Source organism: Gemmobacter nectariphilus DSM 15620, from assembly GCF_000429765.1.
Taxonomy (GTDB): Bacteria; Pseudomonadota; Alphaproteobacteria; order Rhodobacterales; family Rhodobacteraceae; genus Wagnerdoeblera; species Wagnerdoeblera nectariphila.
Genome location: NZ_AUCM01000004.1, coordinates 85,876 through 106,626, shown reverse-complemented (window position 1 = coordinate 106,626; position 20,751 = coordinate 85,876). Strand labels below are relative to the sequence as shown.

Below are 20,751 nucleotides of genomic sequence, written 5' to 3'. Positions count from 1 at the left end.
GGCCCCCCGCCTTCACCGCTTGCCGTCCCAGAAGCTCTTGACCTTGGAAAAGAAGCTCGACCCTTCCGGGTTGTTGTCTTCCGACAACCGCTCGAACTCTTGCAGCAGCTCGCGCTGGCGCGAGGTCAAGTTGACTGGGGTCTCCACCGCCAGCTCGATCAGCATGTCGCCAGTGCCGCCACCGCGCAGCGCAGGCATCCCCTTGCCGCGCAGGCGCATCTGCTTGCCGGTCTGGCTGCCTGCAGGCACCTTCACCTTGGACCGGCCACCGTCGATCGTCGGCACCTCGACCTCGCCGCCAAGCGCGGCGGCGGTGATCGACACAGGCACACGGCAATACAGATGCACGCCGTCACGCTGGAAGATCGGGTGCTCCTTGACCTCGATGAAGATGTACAAGTCCCCGGTCGGGCCACCGCGCACCCCGGCCTCGCCTTCGCCAGCCAGCCGAATCCGCGTGCCCGTCTCGACCCCGGCCGGGATGTTGACCGACAGCGTGCGTTCCTTCTCGACCCGGCCCGCGCCGCCGCAGGCCTTGCAGGCGTTCTTGACCGTCTGGCCCGCGCCGCCGCAGGTCGGGCAAGTCCGTTCGATGGTGAAAAAGCCCTGCTGCGCCCGCACCTTGCCCATGCCCGAACAGGTCGGACAGGTGACAGGCTCTGCCCCGCCTTCGGCGCCCGTGCCATGGCACGACTCGCAGGTGACAGCGGTCGGAACCGAGATCGTCTTCTGGACGCCCTTGAACGCCTCTTCCAGTGTCACCCGCAGATTGTAGCGCAGATCCGACCCGCGTTGCGCCCGCGCCCGACCGCCTTGACCGCCACGGCCACCCATGAAGTCGCCGAACAGATCCTCGAACACATCCGAAAAGGCGCTGGCGAAATCGCCCTGCTGGCCAAAGCCGCCACGCGGGCCGCCCCCGCCCATGCCGCCTTCAAAGGCACCATGGCCAAAGCGGTCGTAGGCCGATTTCTTCTGTTCGTCCTTCAGAACGTCGTAGGCCTCGTTCACTTCCTTGAACTGGGACTCGGCGTCGGGATTGTCCTGGTTGCGGTCGGGGTGAAGCTCTTTGGCCTTCTGCCGATAGGCCTTCTTGATTTCTTCGGCCGAGGCACCCTTGGAAACCCCAAGCACCTCGTAGAAGTCACGTTTTGCCATGATCTACCCCTTCGGGCCAAGGCAATAGGGCGGTCCCTTTCAGGACCGCCCCCGCCTTGCCCAGATTGCCTCAGCGGCGCTTGCGGTCGTCACCCAGATCCTCGAAGTCGGCATCGACGATATCGTCGTCACCGGCCTCGCGCGGCGCGGCACCTTCATCGGCTTCGGCCGCCTGCGCCTTGTAGATCGCCTCACCCAGCTTCATCGCAGCTTCGGTCAGGTTCTGGATCGCGCCACGGATCTTGCCGGCATCCTCCCCGGCAAGGGCGTCTTCCAGCGGCGACATGGCGAATTCGATCGCCTCGACCGTCGAGGGGTCCACCTTGTCGGAATGCTCGGCCAGCGACTTCTTGGTCGAGTGCAGCAGGCTTTCGCCCTGGTTCTTCGCCTCGACCAGATCCTTGCGGGCCTTGTCGGCTTCGGCATTCGCCTCGGCGTCGCGGACCATCTGTTCGATCTCGGCATCGGTCAGACCGCCCGAAGCCTGGATCGTGATCCGCTGCTCCTTGTTGGTGCCCTTGTCCTTGGCCGAAACCGACACGATGCCGTTGGCGTCGATGTCGAAGGTCACCTCGATCTGCGGCATGCCGCGCGGCGCCGGGGGGATGTTTTCCAGATTGAACTGGCCCAGCAGCTTGTTGTCGGCCGCCATTTCCCGCTCGCCCTGGAACACGCGGATGGTCACCGCGTTCTGATTGTCCTCGGCGGTCGAGAAGACCTGCGATTTCTTGGTCGGGATCGTGGTGTTGCGGTCGATCAGGCGGGTGAACACGCCGCCCAGCGTCTCGATGCCCAGGCTGAGCGGGGTCACGTCCAGCAGGACCACATCCTTGACGTCACCTTGCAGAACACCGGCCTGGATCGCGGCACCCAGCGCCACCACCTCATCGGGGTTCACGCCCTTGTGCGGCTCCTTGCCGAAGAATTTGGTCACTTCCTCGACCACTTTCGGCATCCGGGTCATGCCGCCGACCAGAACCACCTCGTCGATGTCGCCTTTCGACAGGCCGGCGTCTTTCAGCGCGGCGGCGCAGGGCTTCATCGAGGCCTTGATCAGATCATCGACCAGCGATTCCAGCTTCGACCGGGTCAGCTTCATCACCAGGTGCAGCGGCTGCCCGGTGTTGCGATCCATGCTGATGAACGGCTGGTTGATCTCGGTCTGCTGGCTGGACGACAGTTCGATCTTGGCCTTTTCCGCCGCCTCTTTCAGGCGTTGCAGGGCCATCTTGTCCAGCGACAGATCGACGCCGTGTTCCTTTTTGAACTCGTCGGCCAGATACTGCACGATGCGCATGTCGAAATCTTCACCGCCAAGGAACGTGTCCCCGTTGGTCGATTTCACCTCGAACAGGCCGTCGTCGATTTCCAGGATGGTGATGTCGAAGGTGCCGCCGCCAAGGTCGTAGACGGCGATGGTCTTCGATTCCTTCTTGTCGAGCCCATAGGCCAGCGCGGCGGCCGTCGGCTCGTTGATGATGCGCAGCACTTCAAGGCCGGCGATCTTGCCGGCGTCCTTGGTGGCCTGACGCTGAGCGTCGTTGAAATAGGCGGGAACGGTGATGACGGCTTGCGTCACCGTTTCACCCAGATAGCTTTCGGCGGTTTCCTTCATCTTCTGAAGGATCACGGCCGAGATCTGCGCCGGGCTGAACTTGTCGCCCCGCACTTCGACCCAGGCGTCGCCATTGCCACCATCAACGATGGCATAGGGCACCAGCTTCTTGTCCTTGGCGACGGCCGGGTCGGTGGTCCGACGGCCGATCAGGCGCTTGACGGCAAAGACGGTGTTGGTGGGGTTGGTCACGGCCTGCCGCTTGGCGGGCTGGCCGACCAGGCGTTCGTTTTCCGTGAACGCGACGATCGAGGGCGTGGTGCGCGCCCCTTCGGAGTTCTCGATCACACGCGGCTGCGACCCATCCATGATGGCGACGCAGCTGTTGGTGGTGCCGAGGTCGATCCCGATGACTTTGGCCATATTCATTCCTCTTCAGGCGATGTGCTGGGGCAGAGCCCGTTGCGGCGCCCAGCCCCGATCCCAGTGTTCCGGGAACCGAGGCTAGCCCCCGTTCCCTTTCCGAGGGGTATATATGGGGGGGCCATGGGGCCTGCAAGTGTCACGCCCGTGTGATTTTCACGACCTCAGCGTCCCGCGCCCCAGCTGACCGAGGCATGGCGGCGGGTGTAAAATTCGCCCATCAGCCCGACCATCAGGCAGGCCAGCGACACATAAAGCGGATAGGTCAGCGTGGTGTAATGCGGGGTGTAGTTCAAAAACATCTCGCCCCGCGCCTGGTCGATGCAGTGGAACAGCGGGTTCCAGTCGAACAGCGCGATCATCCAGCCCGGCAACATGTTGACGACGAACATCTTTCCCGAGGCCACCATGTTCATCCGCTGATAGATCATGGTCAGCACCCCGACCACATCCGGCGCCCAGGGCCGCGCGGCCAGGAACACCATGCCGACCGCCACCCCCGACAGCCAGGTCAGCATCAGCACCCCAAGCAGTCCGACCGGGTTGAAGATGTAAAGCGGCGTCACGGCCGCATGGTAGAAATACAGCACCAGCGAGGCCGACAGGATTTGCAGATACAGCGCCGACAGCGCCGCCGAGGCGATCGCGACGATCGTGTTCATCGGCGCGTGCTTCATCATGGGCGAGGTCGGCCCCTCGGCCCCCGAGACGGCGCCGACCGTCTTGGTATGCGTCATGAACAGGAACACCCCCGACATGACATACAGCAGGAAATCGCCCCGGATCGACATGCGCCGCAGGTTCAGCAGATCGAACATGATGTAGAACACCGCGACCATCAGCACGGTCTGGAAGATGTTGATCAGCAGGCCCAGCACGGCGTTGCCATGCCCCTTGCGCACGTTGCGCACCGTGGCGTGAAAGATCAGCTCCAGCAGTTCGAACGCACCGCTTGCGCGTGTCCTGCGCTTTTCGATCTGGAACATGGCTTCTCCGCATCCATCGCCTGCCCGGCATTCTTGCCGCGACAACTTGCCGATCCGTTTATCACGGGTCATAACCCTAGGGCCGCTTTGCGGCATGATGAAGGCAGAGTTTTTACGCAGGGAAGCGACAGGATGGATTTCGACAAGCTGGTTTCGGTCATGCGGCGCCTCGCGCTCGAGGCGGGTGATGCCATCATGGAGATTTATGATTCGCCCGATTTCGACGTGCGCTCCAAGTCCGATTCCAGCCCGGTGACCGCCGCCGACGAGGCCGCCGATGCGCTGATCTCGGCCGGGTTGCGCGCAGCCTTTCCGGACGTGACGCTGATCACCGAAGAACAGGCCGCCAGCCACGCCCTGAGCGCGAGCACCTTCCTGATCGTCGATCCGCTGGACGGCACCAAGGAATTCGTGCAGCGCCGCGGCGATTTCACCGTGAACATTGCCTATGTGCAGGACGGTGTGCCGCTGCGCGGGGTGGTCTATGCCCCGGCCAAGAACCGGCTGTTCTACACCATCGCCGATGGCACCGCCGTCGAGGAAACCGGCGCCTTCGCCAAGGACGCGCCCGGCCCGGTGTCGGCGCTGCGGGTCTCGAGCCCCGACAATGGCGCGCTGATGGTGGTGGCCTCGAAATCGCACCGCGACCAGGCGACCGATGATTACATCGCGAAATATTCCGTGAAGGACATGACCAGCGCCGGGTCCAGCCTGAAGTTCTGCCTTGTCGCCACGGGCGAGGCCGATCTTTACCCCCGACTTGGCCGCACCATGGAATGGGACACCGCCGCCGGCGATGCGGTCCTGCGCGGCGCAGGCGGTTCGGTCGTGCGATTCGACGACCACAGCCCGCTGGCCTATGGCAAGACGGGCTGGGACAACCCGTTCTTCATTGCCTACGCGCCGGGCGTTGTGCTGAAATAGGCATCATTCCGCCCGTCGCCGCATTGCAGCAATTTCCGGATCACACGGGCTATTGCTGCATCGCGGCCGACTGGCTAGATCTGTTTTCACGGCCTGTCAGGGCACAGTCTCATTTCCGCCAGAATTTCATGGTCTGGAGGGTGCGGGTCGTCAGAGCCCGGTGAGACATGCCCCGAAGGTATAGGTCAAGAAACCGAGGACCATTTGAGATGAAGAAAAAGGTCACGAAGGCGGTGTTTCCGGTAGCCGGGCTTGGTACCCGCTTCCTGCCCGCCACCAAGTCGATCCCGAAAGAGATCATGACTTTGGTGGACCGACCGTTGATTCAATACGCCATCGACGAGGCCCGGGCAGCGGGCATCAAGGAATTCATTTTCGTGACCTCTCGCGGCAAATCCGCGCTCGAGGATTACTTCGACGATGCGCCCGAGCTGGAGAACGCCCTGAAGAAAAAGGGCAAGACTGACCTGCTGGAAGAGCTGCGCAGCACGAACATGGATTCGGGCGCCATCGCCTATGTCCGGCAGAACCGCCCGCAGGGTCTGGGCCATGCCGTGTGGTGTGCCCGCCGGCTGATCGGTGCCGAACCCTTTGCCGTTCTGCTGCCCGATGACGTGATCGCCGCCGAAAAGCCCTGCCTGCAACAGATGGTCGAGGCGTATGAGGAAATCGGTGGCAACATGGTTGCCGCCATGGAAGTCGCCCCCGACAAGGCATCGTCCTACGGCGTTCTGGACGTGGCCGAAGACATGGGCTCGGTGGTTCGCGTCAAGGGCATGGTGGAAAAACCCGCCCAGGGCACGGCGCCTTCGAACCTTGCGGTGATCGGGCGCTATATCCTGACGCCGAAGGTCCTGCAGAACCTCAACCGGCTCAAGCAGGGTGCGGGCGGGGAAATCCAGTTGACCGACGCCATCGCCGAGGAAACCGAGGCCGGCAACGTGAATGGCTTCCGCTTCCGTGGCCAGCGCTATGACTGCGGATCGAAGGCGGGCTTCCTGCAGGCGACGGTTGCCTTTGGTCTGGCACGGCCCGAACTGCGTGACGAGCTGTCCGATTTCCTGACCCACATGGTCGCGCTGCCCAAAGCGGCGCAGTAAACGCGCCATGTCCCCGCCGCGGACACCGGCTGCCCCCGCGCAGCACATGTCCGCGTCGGGTCTGTCCCGTCTGTGGGATGCCTGGCGCCTGCGGCATCGCAGGCGCTATCTTCTTATGCGGGCCATCCGCAGGCGCCGTCAGTTGCGCTGTCTGGCCAACCGCACCACCGCGATCCGGCGGGGCGACATCTTGCTGTTTGCCACGATGCGGAACGAGGATCAGCGGCTGCCGCATTTCCTCGACCACTATCGCCGGCTGGGGGTCGCGCATTTTCTGATCGTCGACAACGACAGCACCGATGGCACGGCGGCCTTGCTGGCCGGGCAGCCCGATGTGTCGCTGTGGTTCACCCGCCATGGCTACAAGCAGTCGCGCTTTGGCATGGACTGGATGAACTGGCTGCTGCTGCGCTATGGCCATGATCACTGGACCCTGACAGTCGATGCCGACGAGCTGCTGATCTATCCCCATTGGGAGACCCGCCCCCTGCCCGCGCTGACTGGCTGGATGGAAGACCGCGGGTTGCCGGCCATGGGCGCGCTGATGCTGGATCTGTATCCGCAAGGTCCGGTCGATTCGGCGCCGCACCAGCCGGGCGACGATCCGGCCACGGTCATGCCATGGTTCGATTCGGGTAATTATGTGATGCGTCGCCAGCCGCTGCTGGGCAATCTGTGGGTGCAAGGCGGCCCCCGCGCGCGCCACTTCTTCGCGGCCGATCCGCGCCGGGCCCCGACGCTGGGCAAGGTGCCGTTGGTGAAATGGCACTGGCGGTATGCCTATGTCAGCTCGACCCACACGCTGTTGCCGCGCAGCCTGAATGAAACCTATGCCACCGACGGGGGCGAGCGGCTGTCCGGCGTTCTGCTGCATACGAAATTTCTTAATACCATCGTCGCAAAGTCCGTCGAAGAGAAGGCCCGCCGCCAACATTTTGCCAATAGTGCGTTGTATGACGGCTACTACGACGCGCTGGCGCAGGCGCCTGACTTGTGGTGCCCGGGATCGGCGCGCTATCAAGGGTGGCGGCATCTAGAGGCGCTTGGCCTGATGTCGCGCGGGGGCTGGGTCTGAACACAGGCCACCAGTGCCTGCGTTAATATGTGAAACGCAGCCCGTTGCGGGCAGCTTTGGGAGTGTGGCTTGGGCCTGATCGGTTCCTACCGGATGCGCCTGCAACGCAGGCGATGGCGGCTTCGGGCGCTGTGGCGCCGGCGCGAGCTGACGCCCGTGCAGGACCGCACCGCAGCAATCCGGCGCCCCGACATCCTGGCCTGTGTCTGCCTGCGCAACGAACGGGTGCGGCTGCCCTATTTCTTCGAGTACTACCGCAAGCTGGGCGTGAACCACTTTCTGGTCATCGACAATGGATCAGACGACGGGTCACGCGAATGGCTGGCCGACCAGCCCGATGCGTCGGTCTGGACGACGACCGCCAGCTACAAGCGCGCCCGCTTCGGGCTGGACTGGCAGAACTGGCTGTTGCGCCGGTATGGGCATGGCCACTGGTGCCTGACGGTCGATCCCGATGAATTTCTGGTCTATCCGTTTTGCGACACGCGGCCCCTGCGCGCGCTGACCGACTGGCTGGATGCCTCGTCGATCCGGGCCTTTGCGGCGATGATGCTGGACATGTATCCCAAGGGCCGGATCGACGAACAGCCCTATCACGAAGGCCAGGATCCGTTCGAGATCGCCTGCTGGTTCGACAGCGGCAATTACACGATCAAGCGCAACCCCCGGCTGGGCAACCTGTGGATTCAGGGCGGCCCGCGCGCCCGGACCTTCTTTGCCGCCACCCCGGAAAAGGCCCCGGCGCTGAACAAGATCCCGCTGGTGCGCTGGCATCGCAGCTATACCTATGTCAGCTCGACCCATATGCTGCTGCCGCGCGGGCTGAACCTGACGCATGATGACTGGGGCGGCGAAAAGGCCAGCGGCTGCCTGCTGCACGCCAAGTTCCTCGACACCATGACCCTCAAGGCCGAAGAGGAAATGCAGCGGCGCGAACACTATGCTGGCAGCGCCGAATATGCCGCCTATCGCAACGGGTTGCAGGCCCAACCCGACATGTGGTGCAAATGGTCCGAGAAATACATCAACTGGCGTCAGCTTGAAATCCTGGGGCTGATGTCCAAGGGGAACTGGGCATGAGTCTTGGCTTCATCATGCTCTGTCACACCGCGCTGCACCGTGCCGCGCAAGTGGCGCGGTATTGGGCCGAGGCAGGCTGCCCAGTGGTGATCCATGTCGACAGCCGGGTCAGCGCGCGGGCCCATGACAAGCTGGTGCGCGATCTGGCCGATGTGGCCGATGTGCGGTTCTCGCGCCGTCACCCGTGCGAATGGGGCAGCTGGGGGCTGGTGGCGGCCACGCTGGATGCCTCGGAAACCATGCTGGCCGAATTTCCCCAGGTGCAGAACGTCTATCTTGCGTCGGGTTCGTGCCTGCCGCTGCGCCCGGTGGACGAATTGCAGGCCTATCTGGCCGATCGCCCGCGCACCGACTTCATCGAAAGCGTGACCACCGCCGATGTCGGCTGGACGGTCGGCGGGCTGGACCGCGAAAGGTTCACGCTGAGCTTTCCGTTCAGCTGGCGCAAGCATCGCTGGCTGTTCGACCGTTTCGTCGATCTGCAACGCCGGCTGGGGATTCGCCGGCGCATCCCGGCCGGGCTGGTGCCGCATCTGGGCAGCCAGTGGTGGTGCCTGACCCGCGCCACCCTGTCGGCCATCGTGAACGATCCGAACCGCGCGCGGAACGATCGCTATTTCCGCCGCGTTTGGATCCCAGATGAAAGCTATTTCCAGACCCTTGTGCGCGTGCATTCCACCCGGGTGGAAAGCCGCTCGCTGACGCTGTCCAAATTCGACCATCAGGGCAAGCCGCACATCTTCTATGACGATCACCTGCAACTGCTGCGCCGGTCGGACTGCTTTGTCGCGCGCAAGATCTGGCCCCAGGCGAACCGGCTTTACCGCGAATTCCTGTCCGGCGCCCTTGCCGACCAGCCGCGAGCCGAGCCAAGCCCCGGCAAGATCGACCGGCTGTTTTCCAAGGCGACGGAACGGCGCGTGCGCGGGCGGGCGGGGCTTTACATGCAAAGCCGCTTTCCGCGCGATGGCTGGGAAAACGGCCGCACCGCGCAGCCCTATTCGGTGTTCGAAGGCTTTGCCGACCTGTTCGAGGATTTCGACAGCTGGCTGTCGAAAACCATCGGCGGGCGGGTGCATGGCCATCTGTTTGCGCCCGACCGCGTGCATTTCGCCGGGGGCGAGACGATCTATAACGGCTGCCTGTCGGACAGTGCCGCCTTGCGCGACTATGATCCGCGGCTGTTCCTGACCTCGCTGATCTGGAACACGCGCGGGGAACGTCAGTGCTTTCAGTTCGGCCCGCGCGATAACCAGGACATCAGCTGGTTCATGACAATGGATCCGAACGCGCAGATCTCGGTCATCACCGGGGCCTGGGCGGTGCGGGTGTTCCGCGCCAAGGGCGAGTTCTCGGACCTGCGGCGCGAGGCGGCGCGGCTTCAGAAGATCGAATCCGACCATATCGCCATCTTGCGCAGCCATCACGCCAAGGCGCGGGTGCGCATCTGGAACCTGGCCGAATTTCTGGAAAACCCGATGGAGCCCTTGCAGACCATCGTGGATGAAATCAGCCCCAACGCCCTGCGCCGTCTGGCCGAGGCGCCACGGCTTGCCGATCTGACCGGCTTTGGCCGCTTCATTCAGGATCTGCGCAATCAGGGGATGCAGCCCACGCTGGTCGGCGACATCCCGCTTGGCGAGGATCCGGCACCTGCCACCAACCGCCGCGCGCGCCCCTATCTGGTGAAATAAGACATGCCCCCTGCCCGGCCCTTCGACCGTTTCATCGTGCTGGCCGACATGCGCACGGGATCGAACTTTCTCGAAGCGAACCTCAACGCCCTGCCTGGCGTGACCTGTCATGGCGAAGCGTTCAACCCGCATTTCATCGGCAAGAAGGATTGCCTCGACTATCTGGGCATCAGCCTGGAGATGCGCGAGGATGACCCCTTCGCGCTGCTGCGCGCGATGGAGGCGGCGACCGACGGGCTGTCGGGCTTTCGCTTTTTCCACGACCATGACCCGCGGGTGCTGGCCCGGATGCTGGCCGATCCGCGCTGCGCCAAGGTGGTGCTGACGCGCAATCCACTGGAAAGCTATGTCTCGCTGAAGATCGCCAAGGCCACCGGCCAGTGGAAGCTGGGCGATGCGCGCCGCCGGCGCGAAGGGCGCGCGCGCTTTGACGCCATCGAGTTCGAGGCCCATGTGACCGCCTTGCAGGATTTCCAGCTGCATATCCTGCGGAGCCTTCAGACCAGCGGGCAATCGGCCTTCTGGATCGGCTATGAGGATGTGGGCGATGTGGCGGTGCTGAACGGGCTGGCGGCGTTCCTGGGCGTTGCGGGCCGGCTGGAGGCGCCGGACGACAGCGTCAAGAAACAGAACCCCGAACCGCTGGAAGATCTGGTCGAGAACCCGGCAGAAATGGCCCAGGGCCTGGCCCGGCTGGACCGTTTCAACCTGTCGCGCACCCCGAATTTTGAACCGCGCCGCGGGGCCGCCGTGCCCAGTTTCATCGCCGCCGGCGGGGCGCCGCTACTGTATCTGCCGATCAAGGGCGGGCCCGAGGCGCAGGTGCGCCTTTGGCTGTCCCGGCTGGGCACCACGCCCGGCCTGACCGAAGGCATGAACCAAAAGGCGCTGAAACAGTGGCAAAAGGCCAATCCCGGCGCGCGCAGCTTTACCGTGCTGCGCCACCCGCTGGCCCGCGCCCATGCCGCCTTTGCCGAACGCATCCTGTCCGGCGCTGCCGGCGAGGTGCGCGGCGTGCTGAAACGCGCCTGGAAGCTGGACCTGCCGCCCCCCGACAAGCTCCACAAGCTGACCCCCGAGGCGCAGGCCGAGGCGTTCCTGAAGTTCCTCGGCTTCCTGCGGGGTAATCTGGCCGGGCAGACCTCGGTGCGGATCGACGCATCCTGGGCCAGCCAGATGGCGGTTGTGCAGGGGTTTTCGACGCAGCTTCCGCCCGATGCCCTGCTGCGCGAGGATCGGCTGGCCGAGGGTCTTGGCTTTCTGGCCGCCGAGGTGGGGGTGCCCTGCCCTGCCCTGCCCGACGATCCAGCCTTGCCCGGCCATCCACTGTCCGCCATCGTCACCCCCGACCATCAGGCCGCCGCGCGCGAGGCCTATGCCCGCGACTATCTGGCCTTCGGGTTTGACGATTGGATTGCGCCCGTCAGGTGAACTGCTCGGAAATCAGCCGCTCTTCCAGGCCATGTCCGGGATCGAACAGGATGCGGTGACGGATCGCGGGTTCCGAGCGGATTTCGACGCTGGCGACATCGCGCACCGACTTGCCATCGGCATCGGCCATGACGGGGCGCTTGGCGACCTCCAGCACTTCGAACCGCACCACGGCGGTCTTGGGCAGCAGCGCCCCCCGCCAGCGCCGCGGGCGAAAGGCCGCCACCGCCGTCAGCGCCAGCACATCCGACCCGATCGGCAGGATCGGCCCATGCGCCGAATAGTTGTAGGCGGTGGATCCGGCCGGGGTGCACAGCAAGGCGCCATCGCAGACCAGTTCGGCCATGCGTTCCCGCCCGTCGACCAGAATGCGCAGCTTGGCCGCCTGCGGCCCCGCCCGCAGCAAGGACACCTCGTTGATCGCCAGCCCCTGAACGGTGCGGCCATCGGTCGTGGTCGCCTTCATGGCCAGCGGGTTGATCACCTCTTCGACCGCGGCATCCAGCCGCGATTCCAGCCCGTCCTCGGCATAGGCGTTCATCAGAAAGCCGATGGTGCCGCAGTTCATGCCATAGACCGGCAGGTTCAGGCTTTGCGTCGCATGAAGCGTTTCCAGCATGAACCCGTCGCCCCCCAAGGCCACGATCACATCGGCCGCATAGTCCGGCACCTGCCCATACCGCGCCGTCAGCGCAGCCAGGGCCGCCTGCGCCTGTTCGGCAGGCGAGGCGCGGAACGCGATGGTGCGGGACAAGGCGGCCTCCGGGCGTTGGGTAGGGGCATACTGCGCGGGCCATGCCGCAGGTGCAAGGCGCAGCACCATGAATTCACGCAAATCGCCCTGTGGTGCGTTTTCCTTGCTTTCCTGTTGCGCCGGACCGGGATAGATAGCCCGCAGCCGTCAAGATCAGGGGAACGCCATGACCGCCCGCGATACCGGATTCTTCACCCAGGCCCTCGCAGACCGCGATGCCGCACTGTTCGACGCGATCACCAAGGAACTCGGTCGCCAGCGCGAGGAGATCGAGCTGATCGCCTCGGAAAACATCGTCTCGCTGGCGGTGTTGCAGGCCCAGGGGTCGGTGCTGACGAACAAATACGCCGAAGGCTATCCGGGCAAGCGCTATTACGGCGGCTGCCAGTATGTCGACATCGCCGAAACCCTGGCGATCGAGCGGGCGAAGCAGCTGTTCGGCTGCAAGTTTGCCAACGTCCAGCCGAATTCGGGCAGCCAGATGAACCAGGCGGTTTTCCTGGCGCTGCTGCAGCCGGGCGATACCTTCATGGGGCTGGATCTGAACTCGGGCGGGCACCTGACCCATGGCTCGCCGGTGAACATGTCGGGCAAGTGGTTCAACGTGGTCAGCTATGGCGTGCGCCAGCAGGACCAGCTCTTGGACATGGAAGACATCCGCGCCAAGGCGCTGGAGCACAAGCCCAAGCTGATCGTCGCCGGCGGCACCGCCTATAGCCGCGTGTGGGACTGGGCCGCCTTCCGCGCCATCGCGGACGAGGTGGGCGCCTATCTGATGGTCGACATGGCGCATATCGCGGGGCTGGTCGCGGGCGGCGTGCATCCCTCGCCCATTCCGCATGCCCATGTCTGCACCACGACCACCCACAAATCGCTGCGCGGGCCCCGTGGCGGGATGATCCTGACCAATGACGAGGACATCGCGAAAAAGATCAATTCGGCGGTGTTCCCCGGCCTGCAGGGCGGCCCGCTGATGCATGTGATCGCCGCCAAGGCCGTCGCCTTTGGCGAGGCGCTGGACCCGGCGTTCAAGGACTATGCCGCCCAGGTCAAGGCCAATGCCGCCGCCATGGCAGACGAGCTGATGAAGGGCGGCATCGACATCGTGTCGGGCGGCACCGACAACCATCTGTGCCTGGCCGACCTGCGGCCCAAGAAGGTGACCGGCAAGGCGGCCGAGGCCGCGCTGGGGCGGGCCCACATCACCTGCAACAAGAACGGCATCCCGTTCGACCCGGAAAAGCCGTTCGTGACCAGCGGGATCCGTCTGGGCAGCCCGGCCGGCACCACCCGCGGCTTTGGCGAGGCCGAGTTCCGCCAGATCGCCCGCTGGATCGTCGAGGTTGTCGATGGTCTGGCCGCCAATGGCGATGCCGGCAATGCCGAGGTCGAGGCCAAGGTCCGCGCCGAGGTTTCGGCGCTTTGCAAGCGGTTCCCGCTTTACCCGACGCTGTAAGCCGACCGGAATTCTGAACAGGCGGCGCGCGCGGGGGGCACCTTGCGCGCGCCGTTTCCATTTTGGAGAGTCTGATGAGCGAAACCACCACGGCCGCAACCAGCGGCACATTTTCGAAATATGCCCAGGTCTATGATGCGGACCGCCGCCCGCTGATCCCCGGCTATGATGAGCTCTATGGCGTCGGCCTGCGCCTGATCGCGGACGAGGCACAGGGCCGTCCGCTGCGGGTGCTGGATCTGGGGGCGGGGACGGGCCTGTTTTCCGGCATGGCGATGGAGACGCTGAACATCTCGGCGCTGCATCTGGTCGATGCCTCGGCCGCAATGCTGGACGGCGCGCGCAAGCGCTTTGCCGGGGATGCGCGGGTCAGCACTGCGGTCGACGATCTGGTGACGATGGATCTGGGCTCTGGCTGGGATGCGGTGATTTCGGCGCTGGCGATCCACCATCTGGAAGACCCCGACAAACGCGCGCTCTATGCCCGGATCGCCAGGGCGCTGGTGCCGGGCGGGCGGTTCGTCAATGCCGAGCAGGTGGCCGCGCCCAGTGCCGACGAAGAGGCGCGCTATGTGCGGTTCTGGAAGGCCGATGTGCAGGCGCGCGGGGTGGATGATGCCGGGCTGGCCGCCTCGCTGGACCGCCAGCGGCACGACCGCTGCGCGCCCGTCGGCACGCAACTGGGCTGGCTGCACGAGGCAGGCTTTGCCGAGGTCGATTGCCCGTTCAAGCTGTGGCGCTTTGCGGTGCTGACGGGCCGCGTGTGATCGCCGACCCGCGTGGGGGCGCTGCCCCCTGTCGCCGGTGCGCCTGTGGGGCGGGCGTGCCTGCCCCCGGGATATTTGGATCAAGGCGAAAGATTACAGGAAGCCGCGCCAGACCAGCACCGCGATCAGCCCGCCGCCGACCACCAGAAGCGCAAAGGCGATCGAGCCGGTCACGCCCAGCAGCCCGCCGATGAGACGGTCCCTTGCCCCGATCGGGTTGAGGTGGCGGATGCAGATATCATAGGCCTGCGCGATGCGGGCATCGTCCAGCATCATCTGAACCTTGGGGTGCAGCGCAAGTTCCGAGACGCCGGCCAGATATTCCGCCTCGCGCCGCACCTTGCGCGGCAGGCGGCGCCCTCCGCGCTTGAGCTTGGCGGCAAGGCCGGTGCCGCCGACCTTCAGCCGCTGTTCCATCAGCTCGGCCACCCGGTCGGCCATCTGCTGGACAGTCGTGACACCCATTGCCTGACCCCTTGGTTTTGGCGCAGCCTACAGGGGCGCGGCGCATGGCTCAAGCCGCACCGAGGTTTGGATGAGCGATCCGATCTGCCCATTGTGTCTGCGCCCGATCCCCGAGGGGGTGCCGCAATCGCTGCACCATCTGGTGCCGAAGCTGAAAGGCGGCGCGCGGGGGCCTGTCGTGCTGATGCACCACATCTGCCACAAGGAAATCCATGCCACCCTAAGCGAGGCCGAGCTTGCCCGCGCCTATGCGACGCCCGAGGCCCTGCGCGCCCATCCCCGGCTGGCGCGATTCGCGGAATGGGTGGCAAAGCGGCCGCCCGGCTTTATCTCGCGCGTGCCGGGGCGGCGGCGCTAGGGGGCCGATATTGCCCCCGGCGCGCCGCCCCCCTACATCTGGTGCAATCCGAAGGAGACACTGATGCAGGACGCCGCCCCCCAGACCATCCATCTGGCCGACTACCGCCCCTATCCGTTCCGTCTGGCCGAGGTCGATCTGACCTTTCGTCTGGCCCCGGGGGCAACCCGCGTTCTGTCGCGCATCCGGGTCGAGCCGCTGGCCAGTGGCGCCGATCTGCGGCTGGACGGTGAAGGGCTGCGGCTGATCTCGGCGCGGATTGACGGGGCGCCGGTCGCGGCGGTGCCCGATGCCACCGGGCTGACGGTGCCGGCCGCCGCCCTGCCCGCCGGCCCCTTCCTGTGGGAGGCCGAGGTCGAGATCGCGCCTGCGGCCAATACCGCACTGGAGGGGCTTTACATGTCGGGCGGCATGTATTGCACGCAATGCGAGGCCGAGGGCTTTCGCAAGATCACCTATTACCCCGACCGCCCGGATGTGATGGCCCCGTTCCGGGTGCGGATAGAAAGCGACATGCCGGTGTTGCTGTCGAATGGCAATCTGGTGGCCGAAGGTGTGGGATGGGCCGAATGGCACGATCCCTGGCCGAAACCGGCCTATCTGTTCGCTTTGGTCGCCGGTGATCTGCGGGCCCATTCGGGCAGCTTCACCACCCGCTCGGGGCGCAAGGTTGCGCTGAACATCTGGGTCCGTCCAAGGGACGAGGATCGCTGCGACTGGGCGCTGCAATCGCTGATCCGGTCGATGAAATGGGATGAAGATGTCTATGGCCGCGAATACGACCTGGACATTTTCAACATCGTGGCCGTCGATGACTTCAACATGGGCGCGATGGAGAACAAGGGGTTGAACATTTTCAACTCCAAGCTGGTTCTTGCCTCACCCCAGACCGCGACCGACACGGATTACGAACGCATCGAGGCGGTGATCGCGCATGAATATTTCCACAACTGGACCGGCAACCGGATCACCTGCCGCGACTGGTTCCAGCTGTGCCTCAAGGAGGGGCTGACGGTTTACCGTGACCAGCAGTTCACCGGCGACATGCGCAGCCATGCCGTGAAGCGGATCGAGGATGTGCTGGTCCTGCGCGCCCGGCAGTTCCGCGAAGATGGCGGGCCGCTGGCGCATCCGGTGCGGCCCGAAAGCTTTGTCGAGATCAACAATTTCTACACCGCCACCGTCTATGAAAAGGGCGCCGAGCTGATCGGCATGTTGCGCGCGCTGGTGGGCGACGATGGCTATGCCCGCGCGCTGGATCTGTATTTCGACCGTCACGATGGCCAGGCCTGCACCATCGAGGATTGGCTGAAGGTGTTCGAGGATGCGACGGGCCGCGATCTGGCGCAGTTCAAGCGCTGGTATTCCCAGGCCGGCACCCCGCGCATCACCGTGCAGGAAGATTGGCAGGACGGCCGCTTTACCCTGACGCTGGCGCAGCATCTGCCGCCCACCCCCGGCCAGCCGGACAAGCAGCCGCTGCATATCCCGGTGGCGGTGGGTCTTTTGAACCCGAATGGCGACGAGGTGCTGCCGACCAGGGTGCTGGAGCTGACCGAGGCGAGCCAGAGCTTTACCTTTGAGGGGCTGGCCGCGCGGCCGGTCGCCTCGGTGCTGCGGGGCTTTTCGGCGCCGGTGATCCTGGAACACCCGCAAGACGATGCCACCCGCGCCTTCCTGCTGGCCCATGACACCGATCCGTTCAACCGCTGGGAGGCGGGCCGCGCGCTGGCCAAGCAGGTGTTGTCGCGCATGGTGCGCGACGGGGCTGCGGCGGCGCCGGACTGGCTGGACGCCATGGCGCGGCTGGTGCGGGACGACGCGCTTGATCCGGCGTTCCGCGCGCTCGCGCTGCGCCTGCCGGCCGAAGACGACATGGCCCAGACGCTGCACGCCGCCGGGATCGTGCCGGATCCCGACCGCATCCACCGCGCCCGCCGCCAGATGGCCGAGGCGCTGGCCCGGCATCTGGCGCATGATCTGCCCGCGCTGTGGGACCGGCTGCGCCAGCATGGCCCGTTCTCGCCCGATGCAGCCTCGGCCGGGGCGCGGGCGCTGCGCAATGCGGCACTGGCGCTGATGAGCCGGATCGACAATGGCAGCCATGCCGCCGAGGCCTGGGCCCAGGCCGACAACATGACCGACAAGATGGCCGCGCTTGGCTGCCTGATCGAGGCTGGTCACGGCGGGCCAGAGATCGCCGCCTTTGCCGCCGAATGGGCGCGGGACCGTCTGGTGATGGACAAATGGTTCGCGTTGCAGATCGCCCATGCGGCGCCGTCCGAGGCGGTGGCGGTGGCGGCCCGGCTGACGGAGCGGGCGGATTTCGACTGGAAAAACCCCAACCGCTTTCGCGCGGTCATCGGGGCGCTCAGCGCGAACCATGCCGGGTTCCATCAGGCCGATGGCAGCGGCTATCGGCTGGTGGCCGACTGGCTGATCCGGCTGGATCCGGCCAATCCGCAGACCGCCGCGCGCATGTCAACCGCCTTCGAGACGCTGGCGCGCTATGATGCCGACCGGCAAGAGCTGATGCGGGCCGAGCTGTCGCGCATCGCAGCGACCCCAGGCCTCAGCCGCGATCTGGCCGAGATGACGGGGCGCATGCTCAAGGGCTGAAAGGCTGCGCCCCGGCTGATCGCCGGGGCGCAAGCGCAGATCACGCGTCGGCGATGGACTGGATCATGTCCCAGCTGCCAGCGCCATAGACTTCGTCCGCCAGACGCTTGTTCAGCGGGCCAAGCTGTTCGGCCAGCGACGAGGCATCCAGCTTGATCACGCTGTCGGCGCCATTCGCGGCAGCCCAGGCGGCCAGATCCTTGGTCTTGCCGGTCAGGCCAGCCTCGAAATAGGAGGTTTCCTCCATCTCGGCGAAGGTCTTGGTCAGGATTTGCTGCTGATCCGCCGACAGCGCCCCCCACGAGGCTTCCGAGATCACTTCCTTGTCCAGCGCCAGACCGAAATCGGCCTCGACAACATATTTCGCGACTTCGTAGAACTTGCCGGCAACGGCCGGGCTCAGCGCGGTCAGCACGCCATCGACGATGCCCTGTTGCAGCGACAGGTAGATCTCGTTGAACGGGATCGGCGTCGGCAGGGCGCCGAAGTGCTTCAGCCCTTCGATGCAGCCTTCGATCTGCGGGGCGCGGATCTTCATGCCCTTGATGTCTTCCAGCGACTTCACCGGCTTGGTCAGCATCAGGTTGTAGCCGCCCAGACGGCCGACCCCCAGCAGACGCGCGCCATAGCGCTGGCCCAGCACGGCCGAGGCCTTGGTGCCGATCTCGGTGCCCAGAACCGCCTTGGCGTGGCGGCCATTGCGGAAGAAGGCGGGCGAATAGAAGATGTCGAATTCGCGCGTGCCGGTATAGGCGCCGTTGTAGACATCCAGCGAGCCCAGCGACATCGATTCAAGCAGCGTCTTTTCCCCGCCCAGCGAGCCGGCGAAAATCTCGAACGACAGCGCGCCGTTCGTCTGCTGCGACAGGCTGTCCGACAGCTTCTTGTTGAACACGTTGGAAAGGCTGGTGTCGTTGCCGGCATTTCCGTAGCGCAGCACGGTGGATTGCGCCAGCGCGGGCATCGGCAGCGCGGCTGTCACGCCTGCTGCACCCGCCAGCTGAAGCAGCGTCCGGCGTTTCATCATCGGGGTCATGGCTGGTCCTTTCAGTGGTTGGTCGTGAGGTAGTGAGGGATGAACAGGCTGAGCTGCGGGACATAGGTGACCAGCAGCAACACGGCGAAGAGGATCGAATAGAAAGGCAGGCCGCCGCGAAAGACCTGCATCACCGGAATGCGCGCAACGCGCGACATGACGAACAGGTTCAGCCCGACCGGCGGCGTGACGCCCCCCAGCACCAGGTTGAACACCATCACAAGGCCCAGATGCACCGGATCGACCCCCAGCCCCGTCATCAGCGGGAACAGGATCGGCGACAGGATCAGCATCACCGGCAGCGGATCCATCGAGGTGCCCAGCACCAGCAGCACGATATTGACGATCAGCAGCAGCACGATCGGATCGTTCGAGATCGCCAGCATCGCCTGGCTGATCACCGGCCCTGCCCCCGCCATGATCACCAGCGAGCCGAACACCTGGCTGGTCGCCACCGTCATCATGATCGCCCCCGAGGTCAGCGTCGCGGCCACGGCGGCGTGAAAGATCACCCGCGGGCTGAGTTCGCGGTAGACCAGACTGCCCAGCAGCAGCGCATACAGCACCACCATGCCCGCCGCCTCGGTCGGGGTGGCGATGCCGAAGACCTTGGTGATGATCACCAGAAGCGGCGCACCCAGCGGCGGCAGGCCGCGCAGCAGCATCCGGCGGCGCTCGGCCGGGCTGGCCTTGGGGCTGCGTTCAAGGTTCAGCCGGATCGCCATGTAGCGGTTCATCATCAAAAGCGCCGCACACATCAGGAACCCCGGCACGATCCCCGCCAGGAACAGATCGCCCACCGAGATATTGGCAATCGCCCCCAGCAGGATCAGCAGGATCGACGGCGGAATGATCGGCGCCATGCAGGCCGAGGCCGAGATGATGCCGGCCGCATATTGCGTGGTATAGCCGCGCCGCTTCATTTCCGGGATCAGCGCGGTGCCGACCGCCGCCGCATCGGCGGTGGCCGAACCCGAGGTGCCCGCCAGCGCAAGGTTCGCGATCACCGCCACGTTGCCAAGGCCGCCCGGCTTGTGCCCCATCATCGCCGCCGCCATGTCGATCAGCCGCTGCACGATGGAGCTGCGCGCCATCAGCTCGCCCGCAAAGATGAACATCGGGATCGACAGCAGGGTAAAGCTGTCGACCCCCGCCGTCATCTGCTGGACCAGCAGCACCGGGTTCACCGGGCGGGGGGCAAAGATGAAGGTCAGCCCGATATAGGACAGTGCCGCCAGCCCGATGGACCAGGCAATGTCCATCCCGAGCAGGATGAACACGAACAGCAGCACGATCATCACGATAAGCAGCATGGGTCTTCCTTGAAGGCAGGCATCCGTTGGCGGCCAAGGCGGGGGTCAGACGTCGCGGATGTCTTCCAGCGGTCCGGTGTCGACGCCGCCGCGCAGGAGGCGCACAAGGCGCACCAGCGAATTCAGCGTGAACAGCACCGCCCCGCAGGGCAGCGCCAGATAGGTCCACATGGTCGACCAGCCGGTCGACAGCATGGTGTTGCGCGCGGCAAGCTGCAGGATGGGGCCGGATTTCCACAAGATCACCGCCAGCAGCACCAGCGTGCCAAGATGCAGCAGCACCTCGACCGTCCGGCGCAACCCGCGCGGGGCGTTCTCGATGACCGAGGTCATGCGGATGTTCTCGTTCAGCAGATAGCAGGCCCCGCCGCCCAGAAAGGTCATCCAGACGAACAGCAGCTTTGGCACATCCTCGCCCCACAGGGGCGGAGCGCTGAACACATAGCGCATCATCACCGAATAGAGGACGAAGCCGGTGAAGATCACCAGCATGATCGCGCAGACATAACTGACCAGCCGGCCGATCCAGGCCACAAGTCCGTCCATCATTCTACCAC

At 65.2% G+C, this 20,751-nt stretch carries 18 protein-coding genes; 10 read left to right on the top strand and 8 right to left on the bottom strand.

Features of this window, described 5'->3' with window-relative positions; translation table 11 throughout:
• Positions 1-12: 12 nt before the first annotated feature.
• The 3 genes from dnaJ to G481_RS0103545 all read right to left on the bottom strand — a co-directional run bounded on the left by dnaJ (position 13) and on the right by G481_RS0103545 (position 4,122).
• Positions 13-1,158, bottom strand: a complete 1,146-nt coding sequence (gene dnaJ / locus G481_RS0103555) for a molecular chaperone DnaJ (protein WP_028028788.1) — start codon at positions 1,156-1,158, stop codon at positions 13-15.
• A gap of 70 nt (positions 1,159-1,228) precedes the next feature.
• On the bottom strand, positions 1,229-3,136 hold the full coding sequence (dnaK, locus tag G481_RS0103550; RefSeq protein WP_028028787.1) for a molecular chaperone DnaK: 1,908 nt from the start codon (positions 3,134-3,136) through the stop codon (positions 1,229-1,231).
• A gap of 164 nt (positions 3,137-3,300) precedes the next feature.
• Complete coding sequence (locus G481_RS0103545) at positions 3,301-4,122, bottom strand: ABC transporter permease (RefSeq protein WP_028028786.1); 822 nt, start codon at positions 4,120-4,122, stop codon at positions 3,301-3,303.
• Between the two features lie 132 nt (positions 4,123-4,254).
• Here G481_RS0103545 and cysQ point away from each other — a divergent pair, with 132 nt between their 5' ends.
• The 6 genes from cysQ (at position 4,255) to G481_RS0103515 (ending at position 11,426) form a co-directional block, all read left to right on the top strand.
• Positions 4,255-5,046 (top strand): 3'(2'),5'-bisphosphate nucleotidase CysQ, encoded by a 792-nt coding sequence (gene cysQ, locus G481_RS0103540; protein WP_028028785.1) that lies wholly within the window; start codon positions 4,255-4,257, stop codon positions 5,044-5,046.
• A gap of 209 nt (positions 5,047-5,255) precedes the next feature.
• Positions 5,256-6,146, top strand: a complete 891-nt coding sequence (galU, locus tag G481_RS0103535; protein WP_028028784.1) for a UTP--glucose-1-phosphate uridylyltransferase GalU — start codon at positions 5,256-5,258, stop codon at positions 6,144-6,146.
• Between the two features lie 46 nt (positions 6,147-6,192).
• Entirely contained in the window at positions 6,193-7,221 is a 1,029-nt protein-coding gene (locus tag G481_RS0103530; protein ID WP_035025037.1) for a glycosyltransferase family 2 protein, read from the top strand.
• 69 nt (positions 7,222-7,290) lie between these two features.
• Positions 7,291-8,301 carry a glycosyltransferase family 2 protein gene (locus G481_RS0103525; protein WP_028028782.1) on the top strand — a complete coding sequence of 337 codons (1,011 nt, stop codon included), beginning with the start codon at positions 7,291-7,293 and terminating at the stop codon, positions 8,299-8,301.
• Positions 8,298-9,995 carry a DUF5927 domain-containing protein gene (locus G481_RS0103520; protein WP_028028781.1) on the top strand — a complete coding sequence of 566 codons (1,698 nt, stop codon included), beginning with the start codon at positions 8,298-8,300 and terminating at the stop codon, positions 9,993-9,995. The genes G481_RS0103525 and G481_RS0103520 overlap by 4 nt, the downstream gene beginning before the upstream one ends.
• Before the next feature lie 3 nt (positions 9,996-9,998).
• Positions 9,999-11,426, top strand: coding sequence for a nodulation protein NodH (locus G481_RS0103515; RefSeq protein ID WP_028028780.1), 1,428 nt, complete (start codon positions 9,999-10,001; stop codon positions 11,424-11,426).
• Here the strand turns inward: G481_RS0103515 and G481_RS0103510 are convergent.
• Positions 11,419-12,180, bottom strand: coding sequence for an NAD kinase (locus G481_RS0103510; protein WP_028028779.1), 762 nt, complete (start codon positions 12,178-12,180; stop codon positions 11,419-11,421). The two genes, G481_RS0103515 and G481_RS0103510, sit on opposite strands and share 8 nt — an antisense overlap.
• Positions 12,181-12,346: 166 nt before the next feature.
• Between G481_RS0103510 and glyA the strand changes: the two genes are divergently transcribed.
• Together glyA and G481_RS0103500 are read left to right on the top strand one after the other, a co-directional pair.
• Complete coding sequence (gene glyA / locus G481_RS0103505; RefSeq protein ID WP_028028778.1) at positions 12,347-13,636, top strand: serine hydroxymethyltransferase; 1,290 nt, start codon at positions 12,347-12,349, stop codon at positions 13,634-13,636.
• A gap of 74 nt (positions 13,637-13,710) precedes the next feature.
• Positions 13,711-14,403: a class I SAM-dependent methyltransferase gene (locus G481_RS0103500; RefSeq protein ID WP_028028777.1), complete on the top strand. Its 693-nt coding sequence runs from the start codon at positions 13,711-13,713 to the stop codon at positions 14,401-14,403.
• 93 nt (positions 14,404-14,496) lie between these two features.
• On the opposite strand, the gene G481_RS0103495 is transcribed toward G481_RS0103500, so the two are convergent.
• On the bottom strand, positions 14,497-14,868 hold the full coding sequence (locus G481_RS0103495) for a hypothetical protein (RefSeq protein ID WP_028028776.1): 372 nt from the start codon (positions 14,866-14,868) through the stop codon (positions 14,497-14,499).
• A gap of 70 nt (positions 14,869-14,938) precedes the next feature.
• Between G481_RS0103495 and G481_RS0103490 the strand changes: the two genes are divergently transcribed.
• Entirely contained in the window at positions 14,939-15,226 is a 288-nt protein-coding gene (locus G481_RS0103490; RefSeq protein ID WP_028028775.1) for a hypothetical protein, read from the top strand.
• 63 nt (positions 15,227-15,289) lie between these two features.
• Positions 15,290-17,845, top strand: a complete 2,556-nt coding sequence (gene pepN, locus G481_RS0103485; RefSeq protein WP_028028774.1) for an aminopeptidase N — start codon at positions 15,290-15,292, stop codon at positions 17,843-17,845.
• 40 nt (positions 17,846-17,885) lie between these two features.
• Here pepN and G481_RS0103480 read toward each other — a convergent pair whose 3' ends face one another.
• Genes G481_RS0103480 through G481_RS0103470 form a run of 3 tightly spaced genes read right to left on the bottom strand, consistent with a single transcriptional unit; the run spans position 17,886 to position 20,743 of the window.
• Positions 17,886-18,881, bottom strand: coding sequence for a TRAP transporter substrate-binding protein (locus G481_RS0103480; RefSeq protein WP_028028773.1), 996 nt, complete (start codon positions 18,879-18,881; stop codon positions 17,886-17,888).
• Between the two features lie 11 nt (positions 18,882-18,892).
• On the bottom strand, positions 18,893-20,194 hold the full coding sequence (locus G481_RS0103475; protein WP_028028772.1) for a TRAP transporter large permease: 1,302 nt from the start codon (positions 20,192-20,194) through the stop codon (positions 18,893-18,895).
• 45 nt (positions 20,195-20,239) lie between these two features.
• Positions 20,240-20,743, bottom strand: a complete 504-nt coding sequence (locus G481_RS0103470) for a TRAP transporter small permease (RefSeq protein ID WP_028028771.1) — start codon at positions 20,741-20,743, stop codon at positions 20,240-20,242.
• Positions 20,744-20,751: the final 8 nt, after the last annotated feature.